Origin of the sequence: Sphingobacterium sp. UBA2610 (genome assembly GCF_002339225.1) — a bacterium.
Taxonomy (GTDB): Bacteria; Bacteroidota; Bacteroidia; order Sphingobacteriales; family Sphingobacteriaceae; genus Sphingobacterium; species Sphingobacterium multivorum.
Genome location: NZ_DDKA01000033.1, coordinates 1 through 22,782, shown reverse-complemented (window position 1 = coordinate 22,782; position 22,782 = coordinate 1). Strand labels below are relative to the sequence as shown.

General features: G+C 38.4%; 25 protein-coding genes. 18 read left to right on the top strand and 7 right to left on the bottom strand.

Features of this window, described 5'->3' with window-relative positions:
- Window positions 1-150: 150 nt before the first annotated feature.
- The 3 genes from B4Z47_RS21965 (at window position 151) to B4Z47_RS21955 (ending at window position 2,549) form a co-directional block, all read left to right on the top strand.
- On the top strand, window positions 151-708 hold the full coding sequence (locus B4Z47_RS21965) for an RNA polymerase sigma factor (protein ID WP_046674226.1): 558 nt from the start codon (window positions 151-153) through the stop codon (window positions 706-708).
- Window positions 698-1,519, top strand: coding sequence for a hypothetical protein (locus tag B4Z47_RS21960; protein ID WP_286727897.1), 822 nt, complete (start codon window positions 698-700; stop codon window positions 1,517-1,519). The genes B4Z47_RS21965 and B4Z47_RS21960 overlap by 11 nt, the downstream gene beginning before the upstream one ends.
- Window positions 1,520-1,616: 97 nt before the next feature.
- Complete coding sequence (locus B4Z47_RS21955; RefSeq protein WP_070567332.1) at window positions 1,617-2,549, top strand: DUF4097 family beta strand repeat-containing protein; 933 nt, start codon at window positions 1,617-1,619, stop codon at window positions 2,547-2,549.
- A 26-nt stretch (window positions 2,550-2,575) separates the two neighbouring features.
- Here B4Z47_RS21955 and B4Z47_RS21950 read toward each other — a convergent pair whose 3' ends face one another.
- The 3 genes from B4Z47_RS21950 to B4Z47_RS21940 all read right to left on the bottom strand — a co-directional run bounded on the left by B4Z47_RS21950 (window position 2,576) and on the right by B4Z47_RS21940 (window position 6,140).
- Window positions 2,576-3,277: a class I SAM-dependent methyltransferase gene (locus B4Z47_RS21950; RefSeq protein ID WP_046674368.1), complete on the bottom strand. Its 702-nt coding sequence runs from the start codon at window positions 3,275-3,277 to the stop codon at window positions 2,576-2,578.
- Entirely contained in the window at window positions 3,270-4,451 is a 1,182-nt protein-coding gene (gene pncB / locus B4Z47_RS21945; RefSeq protein ID WP_070567330.1) for a nicotinate phosphoribosyltransferase, read from the bottom strand. Before pncB ends, B4Z47_RS21950 begins: the two co-directional genes overlap by 8 nt.
- A gap of 159 nt (window positions 4,452-4,610) precedes the next feature.
- Entirely contained in the window at window positions 4,611-6,140 is a 1,530-nt protein-coding gene (locus tag B4Z47_RS21940) for a DUF6600 domain-containing protein (RefSeq protein WP_115047598.1), read from the bottom strand.
- 256 nt (window positions 6,141-6,396) lie between these two features.
- On the opposite strand from B4Z47_RS21940, the gene B4Z47_RS21935 reads away from it, so the two are divergent.
- The 6 genes from B4Z47_RS21935 (at window position 6,397) to B4Z47_RS21910 (ending at window position 10,539) form a co-directional block, all read left to right on the top strand.
- A complete protein-coding gene (locus B4Z47_RS21935; protein ID WP_075991659.1) occupies window positions 6,397-7,155 on the top strand; it encodes an MlaE family ABC transporter permease in 759 nt (252 codons plus the stop codon).
- A 6-nt stretch (window positions 7,156-7,161) separates the two neighbouring features.
- Window positions 7,162-7,935 (top strand): ABC transporter ATP-binding protein, encoded by a 774-nt coding sequence (locus B4Z47_RS21930; RefSeq protein ID WP_046674221.1) that lies wholly within the window; start codon window positions 7,162-7,164, stop codon window positions 7,933-7,935.
- A gap of 5 nt (window positions 7,936-7,940) precedes the next feature.
- Window positions 7,941-8,945, top strand: coding sequence for an MlaD family protein (locus tag B4Z47_RS21925; RefSeq protein ID WP_070567326.1), 1,005 nt, complete (start codon window positions 7,941-7,943; stop codon window positions 8,943-8,945).
- 141 nt (window positions 8,946-9,086) lie between these two features.
- Window positions 9,087-9,788: an RluA family pseudouridine synthase gene (locus tag B4Z47_RS21920; RefSeq protein WP_070567324.1), complete on the top strand. Its 702-nt coding sequence runs from the start codon at window positions 9,087-9,089 to the stop codon at window positions 9,786-9,788.
- 27 nt (window positions 9,789-9,815) lie between these two features.
- Window positions 9,816-10,079: a hypothetical protein gene (locus tag B4Z47_RS21915; RefSeq protein ID WP_070567322.1), complete on the top strand. Its 264-nt coding sequence runs from the start codon at window positions 9,816-9,818 to the stop codon at window positions 10,077-10,079.
- 109 nt (window positions 10,080-10,188) lie between these two features.
- Window positions 10,189-10,539, top strand: a complete 351-nt coding sequence (locus B4Z47_RS21910) for a DUF983 domain-containing protein (protein ID WP_070567319.1) — start codon at window positions 10,189-10,191, stop codon at window positions 10,537-10,539.
- Window positions 10,540-10,559: 20 nt separating this feature from the next.
- On the opposite strand, the gene B4Z47_RS21905 is transcribed toward B4Z47_RS21910, so the two are convergent.
- On the bottom strand, window positions 10,560-10,850 hold the full coding sequence (locus tag B4Z47_RS21905; RefSeq protein WP_070567317.1) for a DUF4286 family protein: 291 nt from the start codon (window positions 10,848-10,850) through the stop codon (window positions 10,560-10,562).
- Between the two features lie 177 nt (window positions 10,851-11,027).
- Here B4Z47_RS21905 and B4Z47_RS21900 point away from each other — a divergent pair, with 177 nt between their 5' ends.
- The 9 genes from B4Z47_RS21900 (at window position 11,028) to B4Z47_RS21860 (ending at window position 19,963) form a co-directional block, all read left to right on the top strand.
- Window positions 11,028-12,908 carry an alpha/beta hydrolase family protein gene (locus B4Z47_RS21900; protein WP_159332820.1) on the top strand — a complete coding sequence of 627 codons (1,881 nt, stop codon included), beginning with the start codon at window positions 11,028-11,030 and terminating at the stop codon, window positions 12,906-12,908.
- Between the two features lie 12 nt (window positions 12,909-12,920).
- Complete coding sequence (locus B4Z47_RS21895; RefSeq protein WP_088160664.1) at window positions 12,921-14,579, top strand: sensor histidine kinase; 1,659 nt, start codon at window positions 12,921-12,923, stop codon at window positions 14,577-14,579.
- A 15-nt stretch (window positions 14,580-14,594) separates the two neighbouring features.
- Window positions 14,595-15,293: a response regulator transcription factor gene (locus tag B4Z47_RS21890; RefSeq protein WP_046674214.1), complete on the top strand. Its 699-nt coding sequence runs from the start codon at window positions 14,595-14,597 to the stop codon at window positions 15,291-15,293.
- A gap of 143 nt (window positions 15,294-15,436) precedes the next feature.
- A complete protein-coding gene (greA, locus tag B4Z47_RS21885) occupies window positions 15,437-15,910 on the top strand; it encodes a transcription elongation factor GreA (protein ID WP_046674213.1) in 474 nt (157 codons plus the stop codon).
- A 238-nt stretch (window positions 15,911-16,148) separates the two neighbouring features.
- The gene (locus B4Z47_RS21880) at window positions 16,149-16,565 is read left to right on the top strand and encodes an HIT family protein (protein WP_046674212.1); all 417 of its coding nucleotides are present in this window, start codon (window positions 16,149-16,151) and stop codon (window positions 16,563-16,565) included.
- Window positions 16,566-16,708: 143 nt separating this feature from the next.
- Complete coding sequence (locus B4Z47_RS21875; protein WP_115047603.1) at window positions 16,709-17,359, top strand: DedA family protein; 651 nt, start codon at window positions 16,709-16,711, stop codon at window positions 17,357-17,359.
- Between the two features lie 8 nt (window positions 17,360-17,367).
- Complete coding sequence (locus B4Z47_RS21870) at window positions 17,368-17,910, top strand: inorganic diphosphatase (RefSeq protein WP_115047605.1); 543 nt, start codon at window positions 17,368-17,370, stop codon at window positions 17,908-17,910.
- A gap of 8 nt (window positions 17,911-17,918) precedes the next feature.
- Window positions 17,919-19,232: a hemolysin family protein gene (locus tag B4Z47_RS21865; protein WP_115047607.1), complete on the top strand. Its 1,314-nt coding sequence runs from the start codon at window positions 17,919-17,921 to the stop codon at window positions 19,230-19,232.
- Window positions 19,233-19,249: 17 nt separating this feature from the next.
- Entirely contained in the window at window positions 19,250-19,963 is a 714-nt protein-coding gene (locus tag B4Z47_RS21860; RefSeq protein WP_115047609.1) for a 16S rRNA (uracil(1498)-N(3))-methyltransferase, read from the top strand.
- A gap of 82 nt (window positions 19,964-20,045) precedes the next feature.
- Here the strand turns inward: B4Z47_RS21860 and B4Z47_RS21855 are convergent, their stop codons facing one another.
- The 3 genes from B4Z47_RS21855 to B4Z47_RS21845 all read right to left on the bottom strand — a co-directional run bounded on the left by B4Z47_RS21855 (window position 20,046) and on the right by B4Z47_RS21845 (window position 22,725).
- Complete coding sequence (locus tag B4Z47_RS21855) at window positions 20,046-20,522, bottom strand: hypothetical protein (RefSeq protein WP_115047611.1); 477 nt, start codon at window positions 20,520-20,522, stop codon at window positions 20,046-20,048.
- Between the two features lie 120 nt (window positions 20,523-20,642).
- On the bottom strand, window positions 20,643-22,037 hold the full coding sequence (locus tag B4Z47_RS21850) for an ABC transporter permease (RefSeq protein WP_115047613.1): 1,395 nt from the start codon (window positions 22,035-22,037) through the stop codon (window positions 20,643-20,645).
- A gap of 46 nt (window positions 22,038-22,083) precedes the next feature.
- The gene (locus B4Z47_RS21845) at window positions 22,084-22,725 is read right to left on the bottom strand and encodes an ABC transporter ATP-binding protein (RefSeq protein ID WP_115047615.1); all 642 of its coding nucleotides are present in this window, start codon (window positions 22,723-22,725) and stop codon (window positions 22,084-22,086) included.
- Between the last annotated feature and the right edge of the window lie 57 nt (window positions 22,726-22,782).

Below are 22,782 nucleotides of genomic sequence, written 5' to 3'. Positions count from 1 at the left end.
GTTTTTTTTGTTTGCTGGGAGGCCCTTTAAAAGGCTTTTATGCGATAATAGCATTATTTTAGAAAAAAAATAAAATTATATTGCAACATTTTCAACAGGGGCCCGACTACATAGTAGAAACATAAGAATTAACAGTATTAATTTTAGAACGTGCAAAATCAGCTTAGCGATAAGGAATTATTAGCGATGTGCCAAACGGGCAACGAGTCTGGCTTTGCGCAGCTCTATCATCGGTATGCAAAAAAGATTTTTAATTCTATTTATCGGGTTTTGTCGAATCAGGAAGAAAGTGAAGATATTTTACAGGAAACCTTTGTTGATTTTTTTGCAAGATCAGATAAATGGCATTTAGTGCTTAGTGTGGAGGCCTGGTTGAGAAGAATGGGGGTGAATAAGGCAATCTCATTATTACGGAAGAATAAGCAATATTTTACGCCGGTGGATGATCTGGAAATTCAGGATGATGGCGAAGACGAATTGCTGGAAAAAGAGTGGCGTGAATGTCGTTTGACAGATTTGGAAAATGTGATCGATCAACTGACCGGTGTACCTAAGATGGTGGTCAATCTTTATCTGTTTGAAAATATGAGCCATGATGAAGTTGCGGAAACATTGGGGATGACAGCAGTTGCTGTACGTAGCCAATACCACCGTGCTAAAAAGAAAATTTACGAACAATTGAAGGAAAGGTATAATTATGCGGGATAATTTAAAAGATTTTGTGAACGCTAATCGGGAGGCATTTGATCAGAGAGAACCTTCGGCTGACTTATGGAATAAAATTAGGCCACAAGTAGTCCCCACTGTTCAGGAAAGAAAGATTAAGCCTTTATGGAAATGGGCAAGTATTGCGGCAGCAGCATTGTTAGTTGGGACAGCAACCTTTATTGCTTTTGACCAACATCATGAATTAGCGGTAGAAAAACCTGTGGCTGCGGTACATCCTATTACTGTTCCGGAAAAAGAAGACAATGCAAAAGCAGTTGATGCTGAGGTGATGGGAATTCATACTGGTAGCCAAGAGGCTTCAGCTCCCGTTAAGGCAATAGCGGGTATCGAAAGCAAAAGAAAACAATTGGCAAAAGTAAGCGTATCCGAAGCTGCTCATCGCGAAAAGGAAGAGAAGATGGATTATGTTCAGATGCTTCAAGATTCCAGTTCTGCGAGTACACGGTTAAGTGCTGTCTTGGCGATGAAAGATGGGGGAAGCTTAGATGGGAATAGTAGGGGAGCTTTAGAAAAGACTGCTGTATCAGATCAAAGCAGTAATGTACGCATGGCTGCAATTGAAACGATATTAAATGGACTTAGTCCGGAAGAACGTCAACAAAAGGTTCAGGACTTTTTTGTGGAGCAAAATGATCCCACTTTACAAATGGAACTGATGCAAATGATGGCCCAACAGGCGGATCCGACGATGAAGGCGACGACAAAGGAAAAGTTAAATGAAATTGTCGAAGATCCCTTTACCCTGAAATTTGTGAAGGAGCAGGCCTATGCAGTATTATTAAATCAATAACGGAATATATTAAGTTGGAAGTCGGATTGTGTATGTTAATCAATGAAAAAGCTTAAAATGCATTATTTGACACATAATAAAGTAAAACTAAAACGAAATGAAAAAGATAAGGATAATGATGATTGGGGTCGCACTGATCTTTGCAAGCGCATTGCAGGCCCAGGTAAATGAAAATGTTGAAGGAGTTGCTGCGCCAAAACCTCCTAATCCTCCTAAAAAGGCTAGAGCGGTGTCAGGAGTTGTTGTCAGTAATAATCATAATTTTACCTACAGTTCTGCTGGATTCGGCCGTTCCAATGGGCCGAAAAGCTGGAAAGAAATTAAAGTGCCCAACTTGGGGAATAAGCTCCTATTAAAATTGGATAATGTTTATATCGAAGGGTATAAGGGAAAAGACGTGCTGATTACGGCCAAAGTGGAGGAAAGTGAAGAAAATGACCGCGCCAAAGGCCTACGTGTGATCAATGGCTCGGGCTTATCGGATAATTCAGGGCTTGGTATGAATATCAAAACAGAAGGTGGGGTGACTGAAATAAGTATGGTAGGGATGCCCTTAGAAGATTCTATTCGTATCAGGATACCGATGGATCTGCCTGTGACGATCAAAGGCGGTCGTGGAGCGATGTTTAATGCTGGGGAAATCGAATTAAAAGATATCCGGGCTGAGGTCGAAGTTGCTAGTACAATGGGGAATGTGAATTTATTGAACGTGACGGGGCCGATCAATGTCAAGGTTGCACAGGGAGATGTAACGGCCAAATTTGTTCAACCTGTTAAAGGACCGATTTCTTTGGTCGCAGCAATGGGGGCCGTAGATGTGGCCTTTCCAAAGAATTTTGGTGCTAATGTGGATGTGAAATCAGCCATGGGGAACATCTATGCAGCAGACGAGTTTCAGTTTGAGAAACAGTCTGAAGAGCCGAAGTCAACGCCAATGGGAAATGCGGTGAAAGGCAAAATGAATGGTGGTGGACAGGATGTTATCTTAAAAACATCCATGGGAGATATTTACATAAGAACACAGAAATAAAAAAAATAGCCTGTTAGAATAACAGGCTATTTTTTTAGTTCCATGCGGACGAGGTATTGATCATTCTCATCTTCATACAAAATTTGGACAACCCAGCCCATTTCGTGCGAAATTTTAATCAACAAATCCTGATCTAAGTAGAGCCATTTGAACAGGTTTCCTTTTTTGCCTTTGTATTCGTATTGATATTGAATTTCCCCAAAATAATGCGCTGGTTTTTTGATGTTATAATCTTTGTACAGATAACTGATATCTGAAGAGTCAAAAATCAGTTGGCCATTTTCAGTCAATAATTCTTTGCTATGCTGTAATAGTTTTCGAAAGCCATCTACGTCGCCAGCAAGGCCTATTCCGTTCATCAAAAGCAAAAGTGTATCGTATTTTTGGCCTTCGAATTTATAGAAATCTTCGCAGATAATATGTTGTACCCCGCGTTGTTGCATAATATGGCAGGCGGTCTGCGAGAGTTCCAGTGCATCTACTTCAAAACCTTTTTCTTGTAGATAAAGGCTATGGCTGCCAACTCCAGCTCCAACATCCAGTACACGTCCATCACATAAGGATAGACCAATAAATTCCAGTTCAGGGAAATCATCAGGTTCACGAAAGAAAATCTCGACCGGCATTTCGTCTCGGTCGCCATAACTCGTGTGGAGTACTAAAGGAAATTTTTCTTCTTGATGTACGAAATAATCATCTAAAGCTTCACCGTATACGTCTCTATGCATTGTCATCATCAATCATTAGTACTTTTTTTGCTATATATATGGAGTCTTCATCTCCCGTATGTTTCATGGGTTCGTCAGATAGTTTGATGACCGGGGTCCATTGATCATCTTCTGGCAAAGCGTCGGTCATCTTAATGACGATATTCATGGGTTTAAGACCGACATCATTGGTGAAATTGGTGCCAACGCCAAAGGAATGCAAGATTTTTCCCTCACAGTAGCTCGCGATTCTTTCGACTTTCTCATAGTCCAGTCCATCCGAGAATATAATTGTTTTGGAGAGGGGATCGATTCCATTCTTCTTATAATGTGCGATGACCTTATCTGTAAATTCAAGTGGATCTCCACTGTCGTGTCGGACTCCATCAAATAATTTGGTTAATTTTTTGTCAAACTGCTGAAAGAAGACTTCCGTCGTATAGGTGTCCGATAGTGCTATTCCGAGGTCACCCCGGTAGACATCAGACCAATGTTCAAGGCCAAGGAGATTCGCCATTTTATATCCGTATTTGGCAGCGTGGAACATAAACCATTCATGGGCATGTGTGCCGATTGGTTTCGTCTCATATTTCATTGCTAAATGTACATTGCTGGTGCCTATAAATGTTTTTTCGCCGTATTGCTTCAGTGTGCGAACGACCAAATCGTGGACTTCATAAGAATGACGTCTGCGCGTGCCAAAATCAGCAATTGTGATATTGAGTTTTTTATATTTTTCGATTTTATCTTTGGCGGTGGCGATCACAGCTGCATCCGAGGCACGTTGTAGACCTTGGGATTCATAAAAAAGTTCACAGATAAGCGACATTAATGGGACTTCCCAAAGAATAGTACGGTACCAATACCCTTCGATAATGACTTCAAGGTCGGGGCCATCCTGAAATATTTTGATTTCCTCGGGATCGTAGCGATAACCTTGAAGAAAATCGAAATAGGTTGGGTCTATATAAGGACATGTCTTGGCAAAGAAAGCCTTTTCTGCTTTTGTTAACTTCAAATTAGCCATCTCATGGACGGCCTCCCTCAGGAGTACATCAAAACCATCGGGAAATTTATGATGTCCCCGATTAATAAAATGATAACGTGCCTTGGCCTTTGGAAACAACTTGACCACGGCATGCTGCATGGTGAATTTGTAAAAGTCATTATCTAATATAGAGGTAAATGAAGCCATCTTTATCGATCTGTTTTTTGTTTGAAGCGGTAAATTTACTAATTAACGTGAAAATGTATGGATTGTTCATGATAAATATAAAAAGACATGCATATAAAAGGCGGGTAAAATTTTTCATTTTACCCGCCAAATGTGAATTATTATTTTATTCGGCTGTCATTATCTTGTTCTAGATCTTTCTGATCCTTGCGAAGAACGTCCAGAGTTACGTTCGCCTGAGCTTTCTGAAGACCTTGATCGAGATACTGAGGATGAATTGTCTGTATTTGATCTACTTCTTGTGTTTTCGTAGCTCCGATTTTGAGTTGGTTGTGCTACAGGTTGCGACACAGGTTGGCTCGAACGTGTTCTGCTGCCATCATAATTTCCATTTCGTTGCGGCGTTGTCGTAGGTTGCGCAACTCTTGGCGGCACAGCCTGATCGGAACCGTTCGCACTAGACCGCGAGCGTGAATTATAATCTGTGTTTCTATTGTAGTCTGTACTTCTGCCGTTGGCTACACCATTATTGTCAACGGAGCGATTTTGCCTGTCCCTAGTGGTAGATGTAGGGTTGTTATTGTTTGAAGCATCCGACTGGCGACTTGATCGCGTTCTAAAATCATAGTTATTCGAATTAGGTTGTGTACCATTCGTATTTCTATTTATAGTACCATTGTCTCCGGTTCGAGTATTATTAATTGAACTACGGCTTGAACCACCGCTGTTGGCATCATTACGAGACCTTACAGAAGCATTTCCACTGTTGTCAATATATAACTCACGATTTCCTGATCTCGAGTCGATGTTATCTCTGTTGGTTATGACACGATTGGTTCGATCTGAAATCTCACTATTGTTATTTCGTGTTCGGGTAGAAGCATCTACGACATTCGTGGGGCGTGCAGAGGATCTTGTATTACGGTCTACATTCGGACGGTACATACTGATTTCATTACTGCGGTTGCTGCTACTGCGTACAGACCCAGGTCTATCGACACTTGCGATTCTATTCACTGTTACGCTTCTTCCTGTCGAACGTTCAATATCGGATCTTCGCGGACCGCCAACATAATAGTTGTTGTTAATTATCGTGGTATTATTGATAATGGTGGTTCTGTTGTAGATATTATTGTAATTTCTTCTATTAACATAATATCTATCCATGTCTCGCCGCATAAAGTGATTGACGCCTACAAATGTCCAAAAATTCATTGGGATATTAACGGATACATTAATATTCATGCCTGGGCCCAGAGGAGCCCAACCGTAGTAGTCATTACTTTGACGCCAATTTACCCATGCTGGTCCCCATTCATAGTCAGGAACCCATCCCCAGCCATAACGGTCATTGTAGTTCCAGCGACCATAGTGGAAAGGGGCCCAACCCCAGTCATAATTGGATACCCAGGTATTTCCATAGTCAGTCATTGTCCAATAACCATTGGTTGCATAAGGCTGGAAGTTCGGACCAACGTCCGGGATCCAAACATAACCATAATTGGGATCATTAACCCATTGTCCATAAGGTGAAAGCTGATCATAGAATAGCTGGAACGAAACTCCATCATTGTTATAATTGTTATAACCATTATTGTTATAACCATTATTATATCCACCCCGTTGGGCCATCGAAGTCGCGCAACTTGAAAAAGAAGCGATACCTATAAAACCAAGTACCCAATATTTTATGTTGCCTAAATTTTTCATGACTGTAATATTTAAAAGTGTGACAAAACTCTATTGTATTGTCTTTGTTATTATGACAGCATAACGTATAAAATGGTTTAATCGGTACACTGGAAATCTGATTTTTTTTATATAAAAGTCAAATTGATGATCTTTTTACATAAACGACAATTTTAGATACATATTTTTTATTTACCTTTACCGCTCGAATTGCTACGTGTTTGTTCAGCATAAGACGTGTTTTATGACACATTAATTTGAAATAGACATCATTTAAATGGCTAAAAAACTTCAGACTTTTTTTCTAGAATTTGCAAACATTCACCGTTTTTTGCTACGGTTTTGGCGTGAATTGGTAACTCCACCCTATGAATTTAAAGAAATTGTCCGCCAGTGCTATGAAATAGGCTACAAATCGTTGCCTTTGATCAGTTTAACGGGGTTTATTGTTGGATTTGTCTTTACAAAACAATCGCGTCCTTCTTTGGAAGAATTCGGGGCGACTTCGATGTTGCCTTCGCTTATTTCGATTGCTATTGTTCGTGCTCTTGCACCGCTGGTGACAGCTTTAATAGCTTCGGGTAAAGTGGGCTCGCAAATCGGTGCGGAACTAAGTTCGATGAATGTCACGGAGCAAATCGATGCCATGGAAGTTTCGGGAACTAATCCATATAAGTATCTTATTGTAAGTAGAATATTAGCTACAACTATTGGGATTCCTGTACTATGTTTTTATGTAGCGGGTATAGGTCTTTTAGGCGGTTACCTAAGTATGATGAGTAAAGACGACTTAAGCTTTTTGAGTTTTTTTACGCAAGTATTTGAGACGATAGCATTTAAGGATTTAGGTGCTATGGTTTTGCGTGCGGTTATATTTGGTTTTACTATTGGAGCTGTAAGTTGTTATTGCGGTTATTTTTCTTCAAAGGGGACTGAAGGTGTGGGTAAGGCAGCCAATGCTGCCGTTGTAGCTTCGATGTTCCTTGTATTTATTGAGGAAATAATTATTGTTCAAGTTTTATCGTTCTTTGGATAGCGAGCTATGGAAAAGATTAAATCAACCATCGACCATTCGAAGCCGGTCATTGAAATTAGGGATGTTAGTAAATCTTTCGGTGATAATCACGTCCTACGTGGTGTCAATCTGGATTTATATAAAGAAGAAAATCTCGTTGTGCTTGGGCGTTCTGGAACAGGGAAATCCGTGTTGATCAAATTGATTTCGGGCTTATTAAGACCGGATGAGGGGACGATCAATGTTTTGGGAGAGTCAGTTCTTGAATTAAATGATCGTGAATTGCGTGAATTACGTTTGAAAATAGGGTTTTCTTTTCAGAATAGCGCACTTTATGACAGTATGACTGTGCGCGAAAATTTGGAATTTCCATTGGTTCGAAATAAACGCAACTTAACTCGTTCGGAGATCAATCAAGCTGTAGAAGAGGTGTTGGATGGAGTAGGGCTTTCGCAAGCGATCAATCAGATGCCTTCAGAGTTGTCTGGTGGACAGCGGAAGCGAATTGGTATTGCGCGTACCCTGATTCTTAGACCTGAAATCATGATGTACGATGAGCCAACAGCAGGGCTCGATCCGATTACTTGTTTGGAGATTAATGGATTGATTAACGAGGTTCAGGAGAGGTATAAAACAGCATCAATTATTATCACGCACGATTTGGCTTGTGCGAAAGAAGTGGGAGACCGGATTGTGATGTTGTTGGATGGTAAGTTTGAAAGACAGGGGTCTTTTGAAGAGATTTTTGATACAGATGACGCACGTGTAAGAGCGTTTTATAATTATAATTTTATTCTATAATATACATGAGTAAGGCAGAAAATAAAAGAGCAATCATTGTCGGTATTTTTGTTTTTTTAGGCGTATTGATTCTTTTAGCGGGTATTTTTATTTTGGGTAGCCAGCAAAAGAAATTTACTAGAAATATCGAAATTACGACTTCATTTCCCGATGTCGCTGGATTGAAAGTGGGGAGTAATGTGTGGTTTTCTGGGGTTAAGGTAGGGATCATTAAGAATATACATTTTAAAAGCGTGCAGGATGTTGAGGTGGTATTGACAATCGAGGAGAAATCTGCTGAATATATTCGTAAAGATGCTGTAACAAAATTGGGCTCGGACGGTTTGATTGGTAACAAGATCGTAGTGATTTCTGGAGGGTCGCAAAATGCGCCAACAGTGGAGACAGGTGATTTCTTGCGTTCGGCGAAGACTGCGGACATGGAAGCAATGATGGAAACATTGCAGGTAAATAATGAAAACTTAGCAAAGATTACGACTGACTTTGTAGAAATATCACGTGGATTGGCGGACGGAAAAGGAATGGTTGGAGCGATGTTGACCGATACTTCTATGGTTAATACATTGCGTGCTACATTATTGTCAATCAGTGCTGCAATGAATAATGCGAATAAAGCATCTGCTAATTTGGTTACCTTGACAAACTCTTTAAATAGCAATAAGGGCTTGATTCATGATTTAACGACTGATACCGCTATATTCTCTAACCTGCGTCAGTCTGCAGCGCAGTTGCAAGGAGTTTCTCAGACAGCAAATGCATTGATAAACAATTTGAATAATGCTTCAAGTCGATTGAATGATAAAGATAATGCGGTGGGTGTGTTATTGAATGACCCGGCATCGGCAAATCAAATTAAATCGGCAATCAATAATTTAAATTCGAGCACATCCAAACTGGACGAGAATATGGAGGCATTGCAGCATAATTTCTTGTTGCGTGGTTTCTTTAAAAAGAAGATGAAGGAGGATGCGAAAAAAGCTGAGTTGCTTAAAGCGGACACTGCAAAGTAAGTTGTGTTAAAAAAGAACATAAGGAAAGGCTGTACGCTTGCGTAGGGCCTTTTTTAATAAATAATAGCGTCATTATGGGATCCAACTCAACAGGTCTTAGCACTGTGTAGTATTTGGATAACCCTTTTATATTTGAAAGAAATGAATCACAGCGAAATAACCGATAAAGACGTCATTTACGAAGACAATCATCTCATCGCTATAAATAAGAAAGCCGGGGATATTGTGCAGGTGGATGAAACAGGAGACCTATCTTTAGAAGATATGGTGAAAGTATATTTGAAAAAGAAATATGATAAGCCAAATGAAGCATTTGTTGGTGTTATTCATCGATTAGATAGACCTGTTAGTGGTATGATTTTGTTCGCCAAAACAAGCAAGGCGCTAGAGCGAATGAATAAATTTTTTCAGGATAGACATGTGAAAAAGACCTATTTGGCAATCGTTAGACAGCGTCCGCGAAAAACTGAGGGGAAACTTATCAATTGGTTGGTTCGGAATAGACAAACAAGGGTAACAAAGGCCTTTCCACGCGAGGTGAAAGGCGGAAGTTATGCCGAGCTGGATTATACATTGGTGGGTGAGTTGAATGGATTCTATTTGCTGCGCGTAGAGCCTTTAACAGGTCGTACACATCAGATTCGTGCGCAACTTGCAGCGATGGGATGTCCTATTGTTGGTGATAATAAGTATGGATATCCAAGAGGCAGTTCTTTGGGCAGTATTTGTTTACATTCTCGTTCATTGACCTTTACGCATCCAATAAAAAAGGATAAGATGGAATTGATCGCTTCTTTGCCGAAAGATGGCTTTTGGGATAAATTTGAATCTTTGGCACGCTAATCGTTAAAATTTCAGTACCTTTGTGCTATGAAATGGTTTAAATATTTACTCCTAATATTTACCTTAAGCTGCTCGGCTGTGTCTGTTTCGTACGGACAGTGTGCGATGTGTACATTGAACGCTGAGAATTCTACGAAGGAAGGAAATATGCAAGGAAGAGGTCTGAATGACGGTATTTTGTTTCTATTGGTAATACCTTATCTAGCCGCGGCGGGCCTTGGTTATTTATGGTATAAAAAATACCGCAAGAAGAACCCCGTAACAAAGAAATTTTTAAACGAAATAAAATAGATTCTTAATGCCCACATCCAAATTCCATGCAATGATACATTCCAAATGTCCGAAGTGTCATATTGGTAATGTATTTGTAGGAAAGGTATACAGTTTACATAAGCAGCATATGAATGATACTTGCCCTTATTGTGGTGTCAAGTACGAGGTTGAGCCGGGGTATTTCTATGCTGCCATGTATGTGAGTTATGCTTTGTCTGTCGCTGAGATTGTTACTGTATCTGTTGCTATCGCAATTTTGACAGGAAGCGAGTCTCCTTGGTCTTATCTGATTGGTCTAGCTGTAACCATTTTGGTCTTCGCACCTTTTAATTTTAGATATGCCCGTTTGATTTTACTTCATTTTTTAACGCCAAAAATCAGTTATGATCCGCGCTATCAATTGGCGGCAGAGATAGGTGAAAAGAATAATAAGAACCTTGAAGAAGATGGTAACGATATTAATGAAATAAAAAAATAAAAGAGCTCCACAGAGCTCTTTTATTTTTTTAGATACTTCATGGTACTGTCGAAAAGGAACACCTTGTCTTTATATACTTCCGAAATGAGTTGTTGTAATGGAATTAGATGCACTTGCTGAAAATCTGCTATATGGTCTTCTGTAGGGAGTATAACTTGAATGCAGTAGGTCATACCTTCATGCGGCGACTGGAGCATTTCCAGAAAATGCACTTGAAATTTTTGGGATTGCACGATATTATCCTGAATCCATGAAACGACCTCTTGATGGATTGTTTCTTCTGCTATAACGGAGACATTGTATAAAAACATATGCAAAAATACGCTATTTTTCTGCGATAAAAAAGATTCTAAAGGACAGAACCGAGATAAGTTTGAATATTACATTTAATTACTATATCTTGTAAAAATAAGGTTGCATTTCATGCAATTCCGTATTTAATTGCAATATTTGGAATAAATGATAAGGATGTATTTGGGATTATGAGGATGAAATTTTGGATAGGTTTGTTTTTTTCTGCCATGATCATGTTGGGGTGTCAACGATATAGTGTTGATCTTATTCCAATAAATCAATTTTTTTCTACACCTGAAAAATCAAATTTTAAGATTTCTCCAAATGGTCGATTTATCGCTTACATTGGCTTAGATAATCATTGCAAAAATATCTATTTAATAGATTTGATCAATAAGGATAGTTCCAAACAGCTTACTTATCAAAATGATATTAATGTAAAATCCTTCGCTTGGAACAATGATTCAAAAATTTCCTTTTTGACGGAACAATCTTCGCAGGACAGTTTACGTTTATATGCTGTGGACATCAACACAGAAAAGATTTGGCCATTGATTAAACCGGTACGAGGTCGGTTTCGATGGATTCATGCTATGGCGACCGGAGGTGATAGTTTTATAGCGGGAATCAACGATAGAGACTCTTCTTTTTTTGACCTTTATCGTATCTATTTAGACGGGAGGCCTCGGGAATTGGTTTTACAGAATCCGGGAAATATGAGCTCCTGGGTTGTATCTAATGATGGGCAGGTACGATTGGCAGTGGCCAACGATTCTGTACAGCAATCTGTGCTCTATAGAAGTTCAGAAAAAGAACCATTTAAAGAGATTATACGATGTGATGTTGAAAGTAGTTTTACTCCACTGGGTTATAAGGATAGTTCAAATGCCATCATTTATGCTTTATCCAATATAGACCGGGATAAACTGGCCTTGGTAAGTTATGATTTAGTAAACCAAAAAGAGCTGGGCGAGCTATATAGTCATAAAGATGTTGACGTGAGCCCTGGGGGGTATTTCACTGAACAGAATAAGCTGTTATTTGTCAATTATAGCACATCAAGACAGAACAGACATTTTTTTGATGAGGCTACCAAAAAGAAATATAATCAATTGTCGAAGCAGATTGATGGCTTTGAGTTTCAGGTATTGAATACTGATATTTCGGGGAACAAGGTCATTATCAAAACCTATACGGACGTAAACCCGGGCGGGATTTATTTCTATGATTTTTCGACTCAAAAATTAACGAAGCTAACAGATAATAATTCCGATCTAAAAGACAAAGAACTTTCTCCAAATGAGTATATCACTTATACGGCGAGAGATGGCATTCAGATTTCGGGTTATTTAACTTATCCCATTCATTCCAATCGCAAAAATCTGCCTATGGTTGTATTGCCCCATGATGGACCTAACGGACGGGAGGTTTGGGGATTCGATAACGAAGCGCAGTTTTTGGCGAACAGGGGTTATTTGGTTTTTCAGATGAACTATAGGGGATCGACCGGTTTCGGTAAGAAGTTTTGGACTGCGGGATTTAAGGAATGGGGCGGGAAGATTCAGGATGATATTACTGATGGAGTAAAATGGTTGATTAAAGAAGGAATTGCTGATCGGGAACGTGTCGCTATTGTAGGGAAAGGTTTCGGAGGCTATTCGGCGCTACACGCTGCTTGTTTTAATTCTGATCTTTATAAATGTGCCGTGTCTTATTCCGGCTATACCAATCTGTTCACTTACTTTAGAGATATACCGCCATATTTTAAATCGTATGTGCAGAAAATGTATCAAGTAGTTGGGAATCCGATTCGGGAGGCTGAGCTATTTAAAAATATTTCACCTGTATTTCATTCGGATAAAGTAAAGATACCGGTGCTATTGGTACAGGGAGGAAAGGATCGGTTTAGTTCGGTAACAGATGCAAATCAATTTGTACAGAAATTAAAGAATAATAATATTCCCGTACAATACATCCTAAAAGAGGACGAGGATAGAACTTTTAAACGGGACGAGAATGTCTTTGGTTACTATAATGAGTTGGAGCGATTTTTGGCGAAATATCTTGTAGACTAAGGGCGGGAGATTATGAAAGCAGAGAAATATAGCTATCGAAAAAATTACGGATTATTGTTGATGTTTTTCATCGTGATTAGTGGTCTTTATATATTTGCCCTTTTTCTTTCGCGTAATTATACAGAATCGCATATTAAGAACGAATTTACCAATCGGAAATCGGAGATATTTGATCAAACCTTAGTCCCTTTCAATGATTTTTTTCAGAATAGAATTCCTGAAGTATCTTTTTATCAAGGTTTTTTGGATTCAGTCCAGGCGGGAAAATATGCATATAGTATATTAAGTTCCTACCCATTCGTTAGAGAAATTGGTTTTTTTGATTTACAATTTAATAATGATCATAACTTGAACTATGGTTTTATTGTTAATAACCTTAGAATTCAACCGAAAACCATTACTTTTTTTACCGTTTCCAGGTCTGGCCTGAATAAAAATACGATTCGGGATCGTGGGCAGATGGGCTTGCATTCCGAAGAGATTAATAATATTGGTGTGAAGCTGGCAACTTATATCGATAAATTGCAACCGAATGCCAAGCTTTCTGATAAGGATATTCTGAAGGTTTTTTATACCATAAGACCTGGACAGATTACCTATCTGAATATTCCAAGGGTCAACGACTTAATAGTCTATAAGTCTATTATGGAAGGTAATTTGGATCATACTGTCGGATATGAACAGGATATGTTCAATTTTCAGATTGATCCAATGTATCTGGAAGTAAAAAATAGTTATTCAAATCTTTATGAGAAAGTAGAAATAGTGCCACTGGTTGGTGCTCCGATCACGCCGGAAAATGACGAGATTTCAACGGAGATGCCGTTACCTGGAGCCTTAGCAGACTACAAACTTCTTTTTAGGTCGAGTAAAAGTTTTCTGTCAAAAGAGATAAATCGCAGTTTTTGGCCGGTATTGGGAGGGGTATCCCTGATTTATATTATTTTGATTGCAATATTATATTTAATTTATAGAAATTTAGAAATTAACGGAAGACTTTTTAAATTGCAGTACGATTTCATCAATAATCTTACCCACGAGTTTAAGACGCCTGTGAGTGTTATTAAAATTGCTGGAAATAATATTAAGAGTGCGCAGGTACTCTCTGATGAAGAGCGGAAAATGTATGGAAATATATTAGATCAGGAGGCAGACCGATTAAATAACTTGATGAATAAGCTGTTGTCTTTTAGTCAGATCGAAAATAAAACCATAAAATTAAATAAAGAAGAAGTTGATTTGGAGGAATTTACCGAAAATCTAGTAGCTTCGTCAAGAATAAAATATGCGGATTTCAAGATTAGCACAAAAATTGATGTAAGGACATCAATGCTTGCAGATCCGGTACTGTTAAGTAGTGTGTTTCAAAATATGATCGATAATGCCTATAAATATTCGAAAGCGGGGCATAAAATCTTAGATATTGCGATACAACAAAACAAGAAGAATTTTGTTATCACTTTTAAGGATGAAGGAATAGGTATTGAGAAGGCAGAGTTTAACAACATCTTCAAAAAGTTTTATAGAATAAAAAGTCAATATAATCAGCAAGGAAGTATCGGTTTGGGCTTGGCTTTCTGTAAAGAGATTACCGAATTTATAGGCGGTGATATTACAGTAAAAAGTCAATTGGGACAGGGGACCACCTTTACCTTGGTATTTCCGGTTTAAAAAATAAATTTAAATATGAATAAAGACATCACTGTTGCTGTTATTGAAGATGATGAGAACTTACGGTTCTTGGTAAAACATCGATTGGAATCCGAAGGCTATCAGGTCATTCAGAGTGGAAATGGGAATGAAGCGGAAAGTTTGATCTTGGAAAAGAGACCCGATGTGGTTTTGTTGGATTGGATGCTTCCAGGAAAAGAAGGCAACGAAATCTGTGAAGATGTCCGTAAAGCCGGGTTTGAGAATATCATTATCATGATGACAGCGAAGTCTCAAGATGTGGACAAAATTGAAGCCTATAGCTTTGGTGTGACTGATTACATTAGTAAGCCATTCAATATGGATGTGCTTATTGCTATGATCGATAATAAGGTGAAATTTTTCTTACCTAAGAACAGTCCCGAAGTATATAAATTTGGGCAAACGGAACATCATCCGAATATTCATTCCTTAATACGTGACGGAAGGAAAGTTGAGTTGACCATTTTGGAAAACCGAATTTTGCTTCATTTTTTACAAAACTTAGGCCGGGAGATTACACGCGAGGAGTTAATGGAGGTTGTCTGGGGTTATAGCTCCAATGTCAACACACGTACTTTGGATATGCATGTGGTTCGTTTAAGGAAAAAGATCGAAACAAATCCAGATAAGCCACATTATCTACAAACAGTTCGGGGGCTGGGGTATAAATTTGTTGATGAGGAAGAGATTTAATTTTATTTAACGGGTAAGAATTTGTTTTGTTGAAAACAATTATTATCTTCGTATAGATTCAAAGCAAGACCATGTTTCCTGACGAGGGAAATATGGTCTTGTTTCTTTTTTAAAAAGTAGAAAATAAGAAAAAAGATAAAATTATGGCAGAAGTAACTTATTTTACGGAAGAAGGATTGCGTAAGCTTAAAGAAGAATTGGCTTATCTGAAGACGGAAGGAAGGTCTAAAATTGCCAATGCTATTGCAGAGGCTAGAGACAAAGGAGATTTGTCAGAAAATGCAGAGTATGATGCAGCTAAAGAAGCTCAGGGGCTTCACGAAGCTAAAATTGCCAATTTGGAGAATACATTGGCGACTGCACGTTTAATTGATGAGTCCAAATTGGATACATCTAAAGTTTTGGCCTTATCGATTGTTAAGATCAAGAACAAAAAGAATGGTGCTGAAATGACTTATCAATTGGTGGCGGAGTCAGAAGCAGATTTGAAGTCGGGCAAGATTTCAGTTAAATCTCCTATTGCCCAGGGTTTGTTGGGAAAATCGAAAGGTGATACAGCTGTTATTGAAGTGCCTGCCGGTAAAATTGAATTCGAAATCGTAGAGATTTCAAGATAATATATGTCGGTTATGTGCGGTATGCCATAACCGCGCATCCACAAATTAACTTTATATTAAGAAGGTCGTGATATAGTAATCGCGACCTTTTTTGTTTATATTTGTTGACAGTAGAAAAACAGGGTGTGATAAAATCTACAGTTAAATTTTTAATTGTTAACATACCGAAGGCTTTGCATTTTAAAGTCTGTTGTTTGCTAATCACTGTTTAAAAGATTTATTCCAAGATTAGAATAATATGTCGACAATTTTTTCAAAAATCGTTGCTGGGGAGATTCCAGCTTACAAAGTTGCAGAAAGTAATGATTTTCTGGCTTTTTTGGATATCAGCCCATTGGCTAAGGGACACGTTCTGGTGATCCCTAAGAAAGAAACAGATTATATTTTTGATATAGCGGATGATGAATATATGGCACTTTGGGTATTTGCTAAAATTGTTGCTCAAGGTATTAAAAAAGTGATTCCTTGTGTAAAAGTCGGAGTAGCAGTAGTTGGCTTGGAGGTAGCTCATGCACATATACATCTGGTACCTATTAATAAAATTAGTGATTTAAATTTTGCTGGACCTAAATTGAGCTTGTCTAATGATGAACTTCATGAAATTGCGACTACTATTCGCGAGTCTATTGTCGGTATAACTGCTCAAAATCAATAACTAGAAAAGATTATATTACACTTGATTTACGTTCGTTTTTTAGAAGAATGCTATATTTGTACTTTGCTGTTTAAAATTTGTACAAGAATAAGCGTAGGATTTGTTCTAAAAAAGAAACGCAATATTGATTTTTACTAAAGATTATGCATGAACTTTTGTTGTCATTTCAACAATTATTAAATCCGGAAGAGTTATTGAGCTCTGGTGGATTTTATCTGGTTATCTTAATTGTATTTGCTGAGACAGGTCTATTTTTTGGATTTTTTCTACCTGGTGATTATTTATTATTTCTTGCAGGATTATTTTGTGCACTAAATAAAATTGACGTTAATATATACACGCTTTGTCTAGGCTTATTTGTCGCGGGAGTATTAGGGAATTTTACAGGGTATTGGTTTGGTTATCGAGCCGGACCAATGTTATTTAAGCGAAAAGATAGCTTCATCTTTAAGCGAAAATATGTGGTCATGGCGGAAGAGTTTTACCATAAATATGGTGGAACAGCTTTAATTATAGGAAGATTTGTTCCAATAGTTCGTACTTTTGCACCTATCTTTGCCGGTGTTGTAAAATTAGATTTTAAGAAATTCGTTCTGTACAATGTTGCCGGGGCTGCTATTTGGGTACTTGTGTTGACCCTGTCTGGATATTTCCTCGGTATAGAGTTCCCTTGGATTTTACATTATGTAGAATATGTTGTCGTTGGTATGATTGTGATCGCATTTTTGCCAATTGCAATAACGTTACTAAAAAAGCGTATAAAAGATAAAAGAAACAAACAAAATATACAGTAAATTAAAAAATGAGTAAACAAAACCCTTGGCACATGGTTTCTCCAGGTGAGAATGTTCCAAATGCCGTAAATGCTATCATTGAGATTACAAACGGATCCAAAGGAAAGTATGAATTAGACAAAGAAACTGGTTTGTTGCTTTTGGACAGAGTAATGAGTTCATCTGTCGTTTATCCTGCTAATTATGGTTTTATACCACAAACTTATTGCGATGACAAAGATCCTTTGGATATTTTGGTTATTTGCTCAGTGGATATTTTACCTTTGACATTGGTTGAAGCACAGGTTATTGGTGTGATGAATATGGTTGATGGTGGAGAACAAGATGATAAGATTATTGCGGTCGCCAAAAATGATCCTGTTTTTAATTACATTAAAGATATTGATCAATTGCCTCCGCATACGATGAAGGAGATTGTACAATTCTTTGAGAGTTATAAAGCACTCGAAAAGAAACATGTCATTGTTGAGGGTGTAAAGGGACGTGAAGAAGCGCAAAGAATCTTGATCGAGGCTATCGAGTTGTACAAAAAAGAATTTGTTAACAAATAACCCCAAGCATGGCGCTCGATATATTTTGGACATTGTTTTTAGTATTGGCTAACGGCTTTTTTGTCGCGGCAGAGTTTGCTATTGTCAAGGTCCGAGTCTCCCAAATTGAAGTTCAGGCAAAAACAGGTAGCAAAGTTGCTACAATAGCCAAAAGTATAACGGAGCATTTGGATGGTTATTTGGCCGCTACACAATTGGGTATTACACTTTCTTCACTCGCCTTAGGCTGGGTAGGAGAGGCTGTAATGACCCAAATTGTGCAGGGGTTTCTTGGTTTTTTCGGTGTTGAATTGACAGGTACAATCGCGACGAATGCAGGACATATATTGGCTTTTACAATTATTACTGTGTTACACATTGTATTTGGAGAGCTCGCTCCTAAATCAATTGCGATTCAAAAACCTGTTGCAACAACCATGAAAATTGCGGTTCCACTGCAATTTTTCTACTTTATCTTTAGACCATTTATTTGGATTTTAAATGGTTTCGCTAATTTTCTACTGAAAATTTTGGGATTTGAAGTCACTAAAGGTGAATCTGCGCACTCTTCTGAGGAGTTACAGTACCTGTTGGATAAAGGTAAAGAGTCTGGTGCTTTGGATATTTCCGAGCACGAATTGATTAAAAATGTATTTGATTTTAACGAACGTATCGTTAAGAATATTATGGTACCCCGTACCAAAATTGTCGCTGTTGAAGTTAGCGCTGATGCCTCTGAGCTGATTGAAACAATGACTGAAGAGGGGTATTCCCGTCTCCCAATTTATGAAGATAACATTGATCAAATCGTTGGTATTGTACATACAAAGGATATTCTTCCCCTCTTAGCTAAAGGAAAGGAAGTTGTCATGAAAAATATCATGCGCAAGCCCTATTTCATTCCTGAAACGAAGAAGATTAATGATCTCATGGCTGAATTTCAGCAAAAGCGTCTACAGTTGGCGATTGTACTGGATGAATTTGGTGGGACAGCAGGTATGGTTACCCTGGAGGATATTGTTGAGGAGCTGGTCGGTGAGATTCAGGACGAATATGATGAGGAAACTCCAGTTGTTGAACGAATTTCTGAAACGGAATATATGGTCGATGCTGGAGCTAGTATTCATGATGTGAATGAGTTTCTCCCTATAGAATTGCCAGAGAGTCAAGATTACGATACCATGTCGGGTTTGGTGAGTGAGATTTTTGATAAAATTCCCGAAGTAGGTGAGCGGAAAGAAGAATATGGCTACGTATTCACTATTATCCGGAAAGCCCAACAGAATATTGAGTTTGTCAAATTGGAATTGGTCGAATCGGCCGATGATGATACAGAAGAATAACCTAATAACGCTAATAAATGCAGTTATTTTTTACACCGGATTTAAATCCTTCGTTAGAAAATTTTATCCTTAGTGAGGAAGAAAGTAAACATGCAATTCGCGTGCTTCGTATGAATACCGGCGATCATTTACATCTCATCGATGGTCGTGGTGGTTTATACGAAGCTCAAATTATTGACCCTCATCCCAAACGTACCGTTCTTACTATTTTAAATGTCAAGGAATACTTTCAGCAGCCGAGGTATCATCTACATATCGCTGTTGCTCCAACGAAGAATATTGATCGTATAGAATGGTTTTTAGAGAAGGCAACTGAGGTTGGCATTCAGGAAATAACTCCAGTTATCTGTGAGCATTCTGAGCGAAAAGAGGTAAAATTAGATCGTCTGAACAAGGTGGTTGTTGCAGCCATGAAACAATCATTGAAAGCCTATCTTCCCAAACTTAATCCAGCTGTATCGTTTAAACAATTTTTGAGAGATATTCCAACAGAAGGCGTTCAAAAAGCAATTGCACACTGTGTTGATGCTGAAAAAAAGTATTTAAACCAGGTTTTGGAGCCTTCGCAACATTATATTATCCTCATTGGTCCAGAAGGAGATTTCTCTGAGGAGGAAATTGATTTGGCACTACAAATGGGATTTCATCCAATTTCTTTGGGAGAAGCGCGCTTAAGGACCGAAACGGCCGCTTTAGCCGCATGTATGGAAGTTTCGCTGCTGAATAGATAAAATAAGCCGCTGCGTTGGTTTGGCAAATTGGCTCTGAAGAATAATTTGCAAAGCCAATTTGGTCGTTCAAATGGACGCTAGTTTATTTTATAGGTTCCGCATCTACAATCTGGATCTCAGCATTTCCCTTAAGTGGATCTTTGGTAAATATCATTTTCCCTTTTAATTTAATTGGATCTTCGGAAAATTTTATCGCGCTACCTTTTAACGTTACTTCAACCATGGGTGGAATTCCATTCGATCCACAGAATTGGCACTGCATCACGGGTAATACAGACATCATAAAGTTTTTATGGTTACGACCACTATGAAGAGGAACCATGTAGCCCGGTAATTCAACTATTTTATTTTCTAGGGCTTTAAGTTCTTTTGGATAGAATGGAGTATATACTTTCTTTGCCCCATTATAGGTTACTTTATAAGCCATCTTATCAATCGCTTCCCATGTTTTGTTCATCATAGGCGTATGGTCAGGAACATCCGGATTACTGCCTATTTGAGCCTGTGATTGTATTGTACAAAATATTATAAATAGTAATACTGTCAGCGTTTTTTTCATGTGTTATGCTATTGTTTTGTATCAAGAAGCTGTTCTTCTATATTTTACGTTATCCTACCTATAGGTCAAACTGCTCTTCTTATTGCGATCTTTTTTGTAGTGTATTGATCTTAGTTAAACTTATTTACTTGATAGCGTTCCAGAAATACTTGTCCTGTAAGCTTTGATTGCTGGAATGATTGCTGCGAAGATACCGATTATACAAGCAGCAAACAAAAATACCAATTCTTTGGGATGGAGTTTAAAGGCCTCAATAAAATCAGCGCTTTGACTCGCTTGATTACTGATATAGTAGAGTGCCAAATGTGCCATTATAAGTCCAATTAATCCACCAATAATAGTAATTGTAAGTCCTTCAAGGAGCACAATAGCAAAGAGTTTTCCTTTGGAGGCTCCGAGCGTACGCATGATGGCAAGATCGTATTTACGTTGCTTTAATGCATTATATAGGTTAATAAAGACACTTAAACCTGCAATAAACATAATTACATAAGCTAGTATAGATAAAGAATCTATCCCTACACCTAATAAAGAGAATAGACGTGTACTTTCCATCGCAGGGGATGCGGCCTGCATATCGGTTTGTTGATCGATCAATTTTGGTAAAATTCCGATCGCCGCAGGAGATTGATATTTGAGTAGGATGGCGGTTATTTCCAGTCCATTTTGCTTGACCATATCGGCCCCTATGGACTTCACAAACATACCTTCCTCTGTGTGTTCAGGATGGTCTTCCTGTTCGTGATGTCCTTTTTCATTCATTTCGACGGGAGAAGATGAATTTTCTGCTATATCTTCGCCGTGGTGGTGTAAGTGCGCGTTGACGGTTTCTTCCCGGTCTTCCTGACGTTCGCGCTGCTCTTTCTCTGCTGCTGTTTCATGATGCTCATGCTGATGTGCAATGCCATGTACATCCCAAACACTTTCCAAGTTTGTCAGTATTAAGTTGTCGGTAACGTTATTATTGTGTTTTAAAATACCGACAACGGTAAAAGGATGATCATCATGATGGTGCCCATCTTTGCTCAGGCCATGTGAACTATGGATCTTATCGCCAATTTTTAGCTGTTGTTTTTTGGCAACTTGATCACCAATGACTATTTCAAAATTATTTTGCCAAATACGCCCCTCGGCTACAGCGGTTTCATAAATAGCTAAGAAAGATGAATCAGTTCCAACAATGCGGTGACCTTTAAAATTGTCGCCTAAAGATAAGGGGACAGCAAGCCGAACAAGTGGATTTTGGCGTAGTGGCTCCAGTTCGCCTAGTAGGATATTACCGGTTGGATTGTCGATATGATAAACACTGGACAAGATTAACTGAAGTGGGCTTCCCTTGGCTCCGACGACCAAATCAATATTTTTACTGTTATTGTCAAGCTGCTTTTCAAAAGTTTCTCCGGTAATTGAAAGCACGGCAAGGATGGAAATTCCAAACGCCGTTAACAGCATGCTGAGAAAGACCGAGCCAAACTGCCTACTTAAATTTTTCCAAACCAATTGTATCGTGTTCATAACAAATTTTAAAAACTAAAGGTGACGCGTAAATAAAGTAAAACAATTATTTTAAAAGGTACATTTTGGAGAACTGATCTTTTATTCTCTTGTCGTGTGTTGTTATCAGTAAAGTTGATCCTGCAGTGTCAGCTATCGATAGGAGAAGTTCTAATACCCTGTAGGTATTATTATCGTCCAAAGCGGCAGTAGGTTCGTCAGCAATTAATAAGGCTGGTTTATTGATGACGCTACGTGCAATAGCGGCGCGTTGTAACTGGCCGCGACTCAATTCGTTCGGATAGGCAGCACTTTTTTCATCTAATTGTAGTTGTTTAAGTATAAGATGAATTGCACTGATGTCTATTTTTTTCCCTGCTAAAGACTGCGCCAACTTGATGTTTTCCAAAAGTGTTAGATTTCTCAGCAGGTGTGCCTCTTGGAATATAAACCCGATATATTGGGCACGAAACTCATCCAATTTGCTGTTTGATAACAATGCTAGATCTTGGCTATTGATCTTGACCTGACCTGTTTCTGGCCGAGCCAAGCCCCCCAAAATATTCAGCAGTGTTGTTTTTCCAGAACCTGAATCCCCCAATAACAGCGTATGCTGGCCTTTCTCGATATAGATATCTGGAAATTCAATTAGCCTTGAATTGGGATACTGAAATGATAACTTTGTTGTCGATACGATTGGAGTGCTCATGCGGATCAGAAATTGAAAATATATTCAAACTTAGATAAATTGCTTTTTATATGCAAT

Excerpts from the sequence above, each read along its gene's own strand:
- B4Z47_RS21850 (WP_115047613.1), bottom strand. The coding sequence starts at position 22,037 with ATGAACACGATACAATTGGTTTGGAAAAATTTAAGTAGGCAGTTTGGC.
- B4Z47_RS21870 (WP_115047605.1), top strand. The coding sequence starts at position 17,368 with ATGAGTAAACAAAACCCTTGGCACATGGTTTCTCCAGGTGAGAATGTT.
- B4Z47_RS21950 (WP_046674368.1), bottom strand. The coding sequence starts at position 3,277 with ATGCATAGAGACGTATACGGTGAAGCTTTAGATGATTATTTCGTACAT.
- B4Z47_RS21860 (WP_115047609.1), top strand. The coding sequence starts at position 19,250 with ATGCAGTTATTTTTTACACCGGATTTAAATCCTTCGTTAGAAAATTTT.
- B4Z47_RS21930 (WP_046674221.1), top strand. The coding sequence starts at position 7,162 with ATGGAAAAGATTAAATCAACCATCGACCATTCGAAGCCGGTCATTGAA.
- B4Z47_RS21845 (WP_115047615.1), bottom strand. The coding sequence starts at position 22,725 with ATGAGCACTCCAATCGTATCGACAACAAAGTTATCATTTCAGTATCCC.
- B4Z47_RS21880 (WP_046674212.1), top strand. The coding sequence starts at position 16,149 with ATGTCGACAATTTTTTCAAAAATCGTTGCTGGGGAGATTCCAGCTTAC.
- B4Z47_RS21960 (WP_286727897.1), top strand. The coding sequence starts at position 698 with ATGCGGGATAATTTAAAAGATTTTGTGAACGCTAATCGGGAGGCATTT.
- B4Z47_RS21940 (WP_115047598.1), bottom strand. The coding sequence starts at position 6,140 with ATGAAAAATTTAGGCAACATAAAATATTGGGTACTTGGTTTTATAGGT.
- B4Z47_RS21905 (WP_070567317.1), bottom strand. The coding sequence starts at position 10,850 with ATGTTTTTATACAATGTCTCCGTTATAGCAGAAGAAACAATCCATCAA.
- B4Z47_RS21920 (WP_070567324.1), top strand. The coding sequence starts at position 9,087 with ATGAATCACAGCGAAATAACCGATAAAGACGTCATTTACGAAGACAAT.
- B4Z47_RS21855 (WP_115047611.1), bottom strand. The coding sequence starts at position 20,522 with ATGAAAAAAACGCTGACAGTATTACTATTTATAATATTTTGTACAATA.
- pncB (WP_070567330.1), bottom strand. The coding sequence starts at position 4,451 with ATGGCTTCATTTACCTCTATATTAGATAATGACTTTTACAAATTCACC.
- B4Z47_RS21895 (WP_088160664.1), top strand. The coding sequence starts at position 12,921 with ATGAAAGCAGAGAAATATAGCTATCGAAAAAATTACGGATTATTGTTG.
- B4Z47_RS21915 (WP_070567322.1), top strand. The coding sequence starts at position 9,816 with ATGAAATGGTTTAAATATTTACTCCTAATATTTACCTTAAGCTGCTCG.
- B4Z47_RS21865 (WP_115047607.1), top strand. The coding sequence starts at position 17,919 with ATGGCGCTCGATATATTTTGGACATTGTTTTTAGTATTGGCTAACGGC.
- B4Z47_RS21925 (WP_070567326.1), top strand. The coding sequence starts at position 7,941 with ATGAGTAAGGCAGAAAATAAAAGAGCAATCATTGTCGGTATTTTTGTT.
- B4Z47_RS21955 (WP_070567332.1), top strand. The coding sequence starts at position 1,617 with ATGAAAAAGATAAGGATAATGATGATTGGGGTCGCACTGATCTTTGCA.
- B4Z47_RS21900 (WP_159332820.1), top strand. The coding sequence starts at position 11,028 with ATGAAATTTTGGATAGGTTTGTTTTTTTCTGCCATGATCATGTTGGGG.
- B4Z47_RS21875 (WP_115047603.1), top strand. The coding sequence starts at position 16,709 with ATGCATGAACTTTTGTTGTCATTTCAACAATTATTAAATCCGGAAGAG.
- B4Z47_RS21910 (WP_070567319.1), top strand. The coding sequence starts at position 10,189 with ATGAATGATACTTGCCCTTATTGTGGTGTCAAGTACGAGGTTGAGCCG.
- B4Z47_RS21890 (WP_046674214.1), top strand. The coding sequence starts at position 14,595 with ATGAATAAAGACATCACTGTTGCTGTTATTGAAGATGATGAGAACTTA.
- greA (WP_046674213.1), top strand. The coding sequence starts at position 15,437 with ATGGCAGAAGTAACTTATTTTACGGAAGAAGGATTGCGTAAGCTTAAA.
- B4Z47_RS21935 (WP_075991659.1), top strand. The coding sequence starts at position 6,397 with ATGGCTAAAAAACTTCAGACTTTTTTTCTAGAATTTGCAAACATTCAC.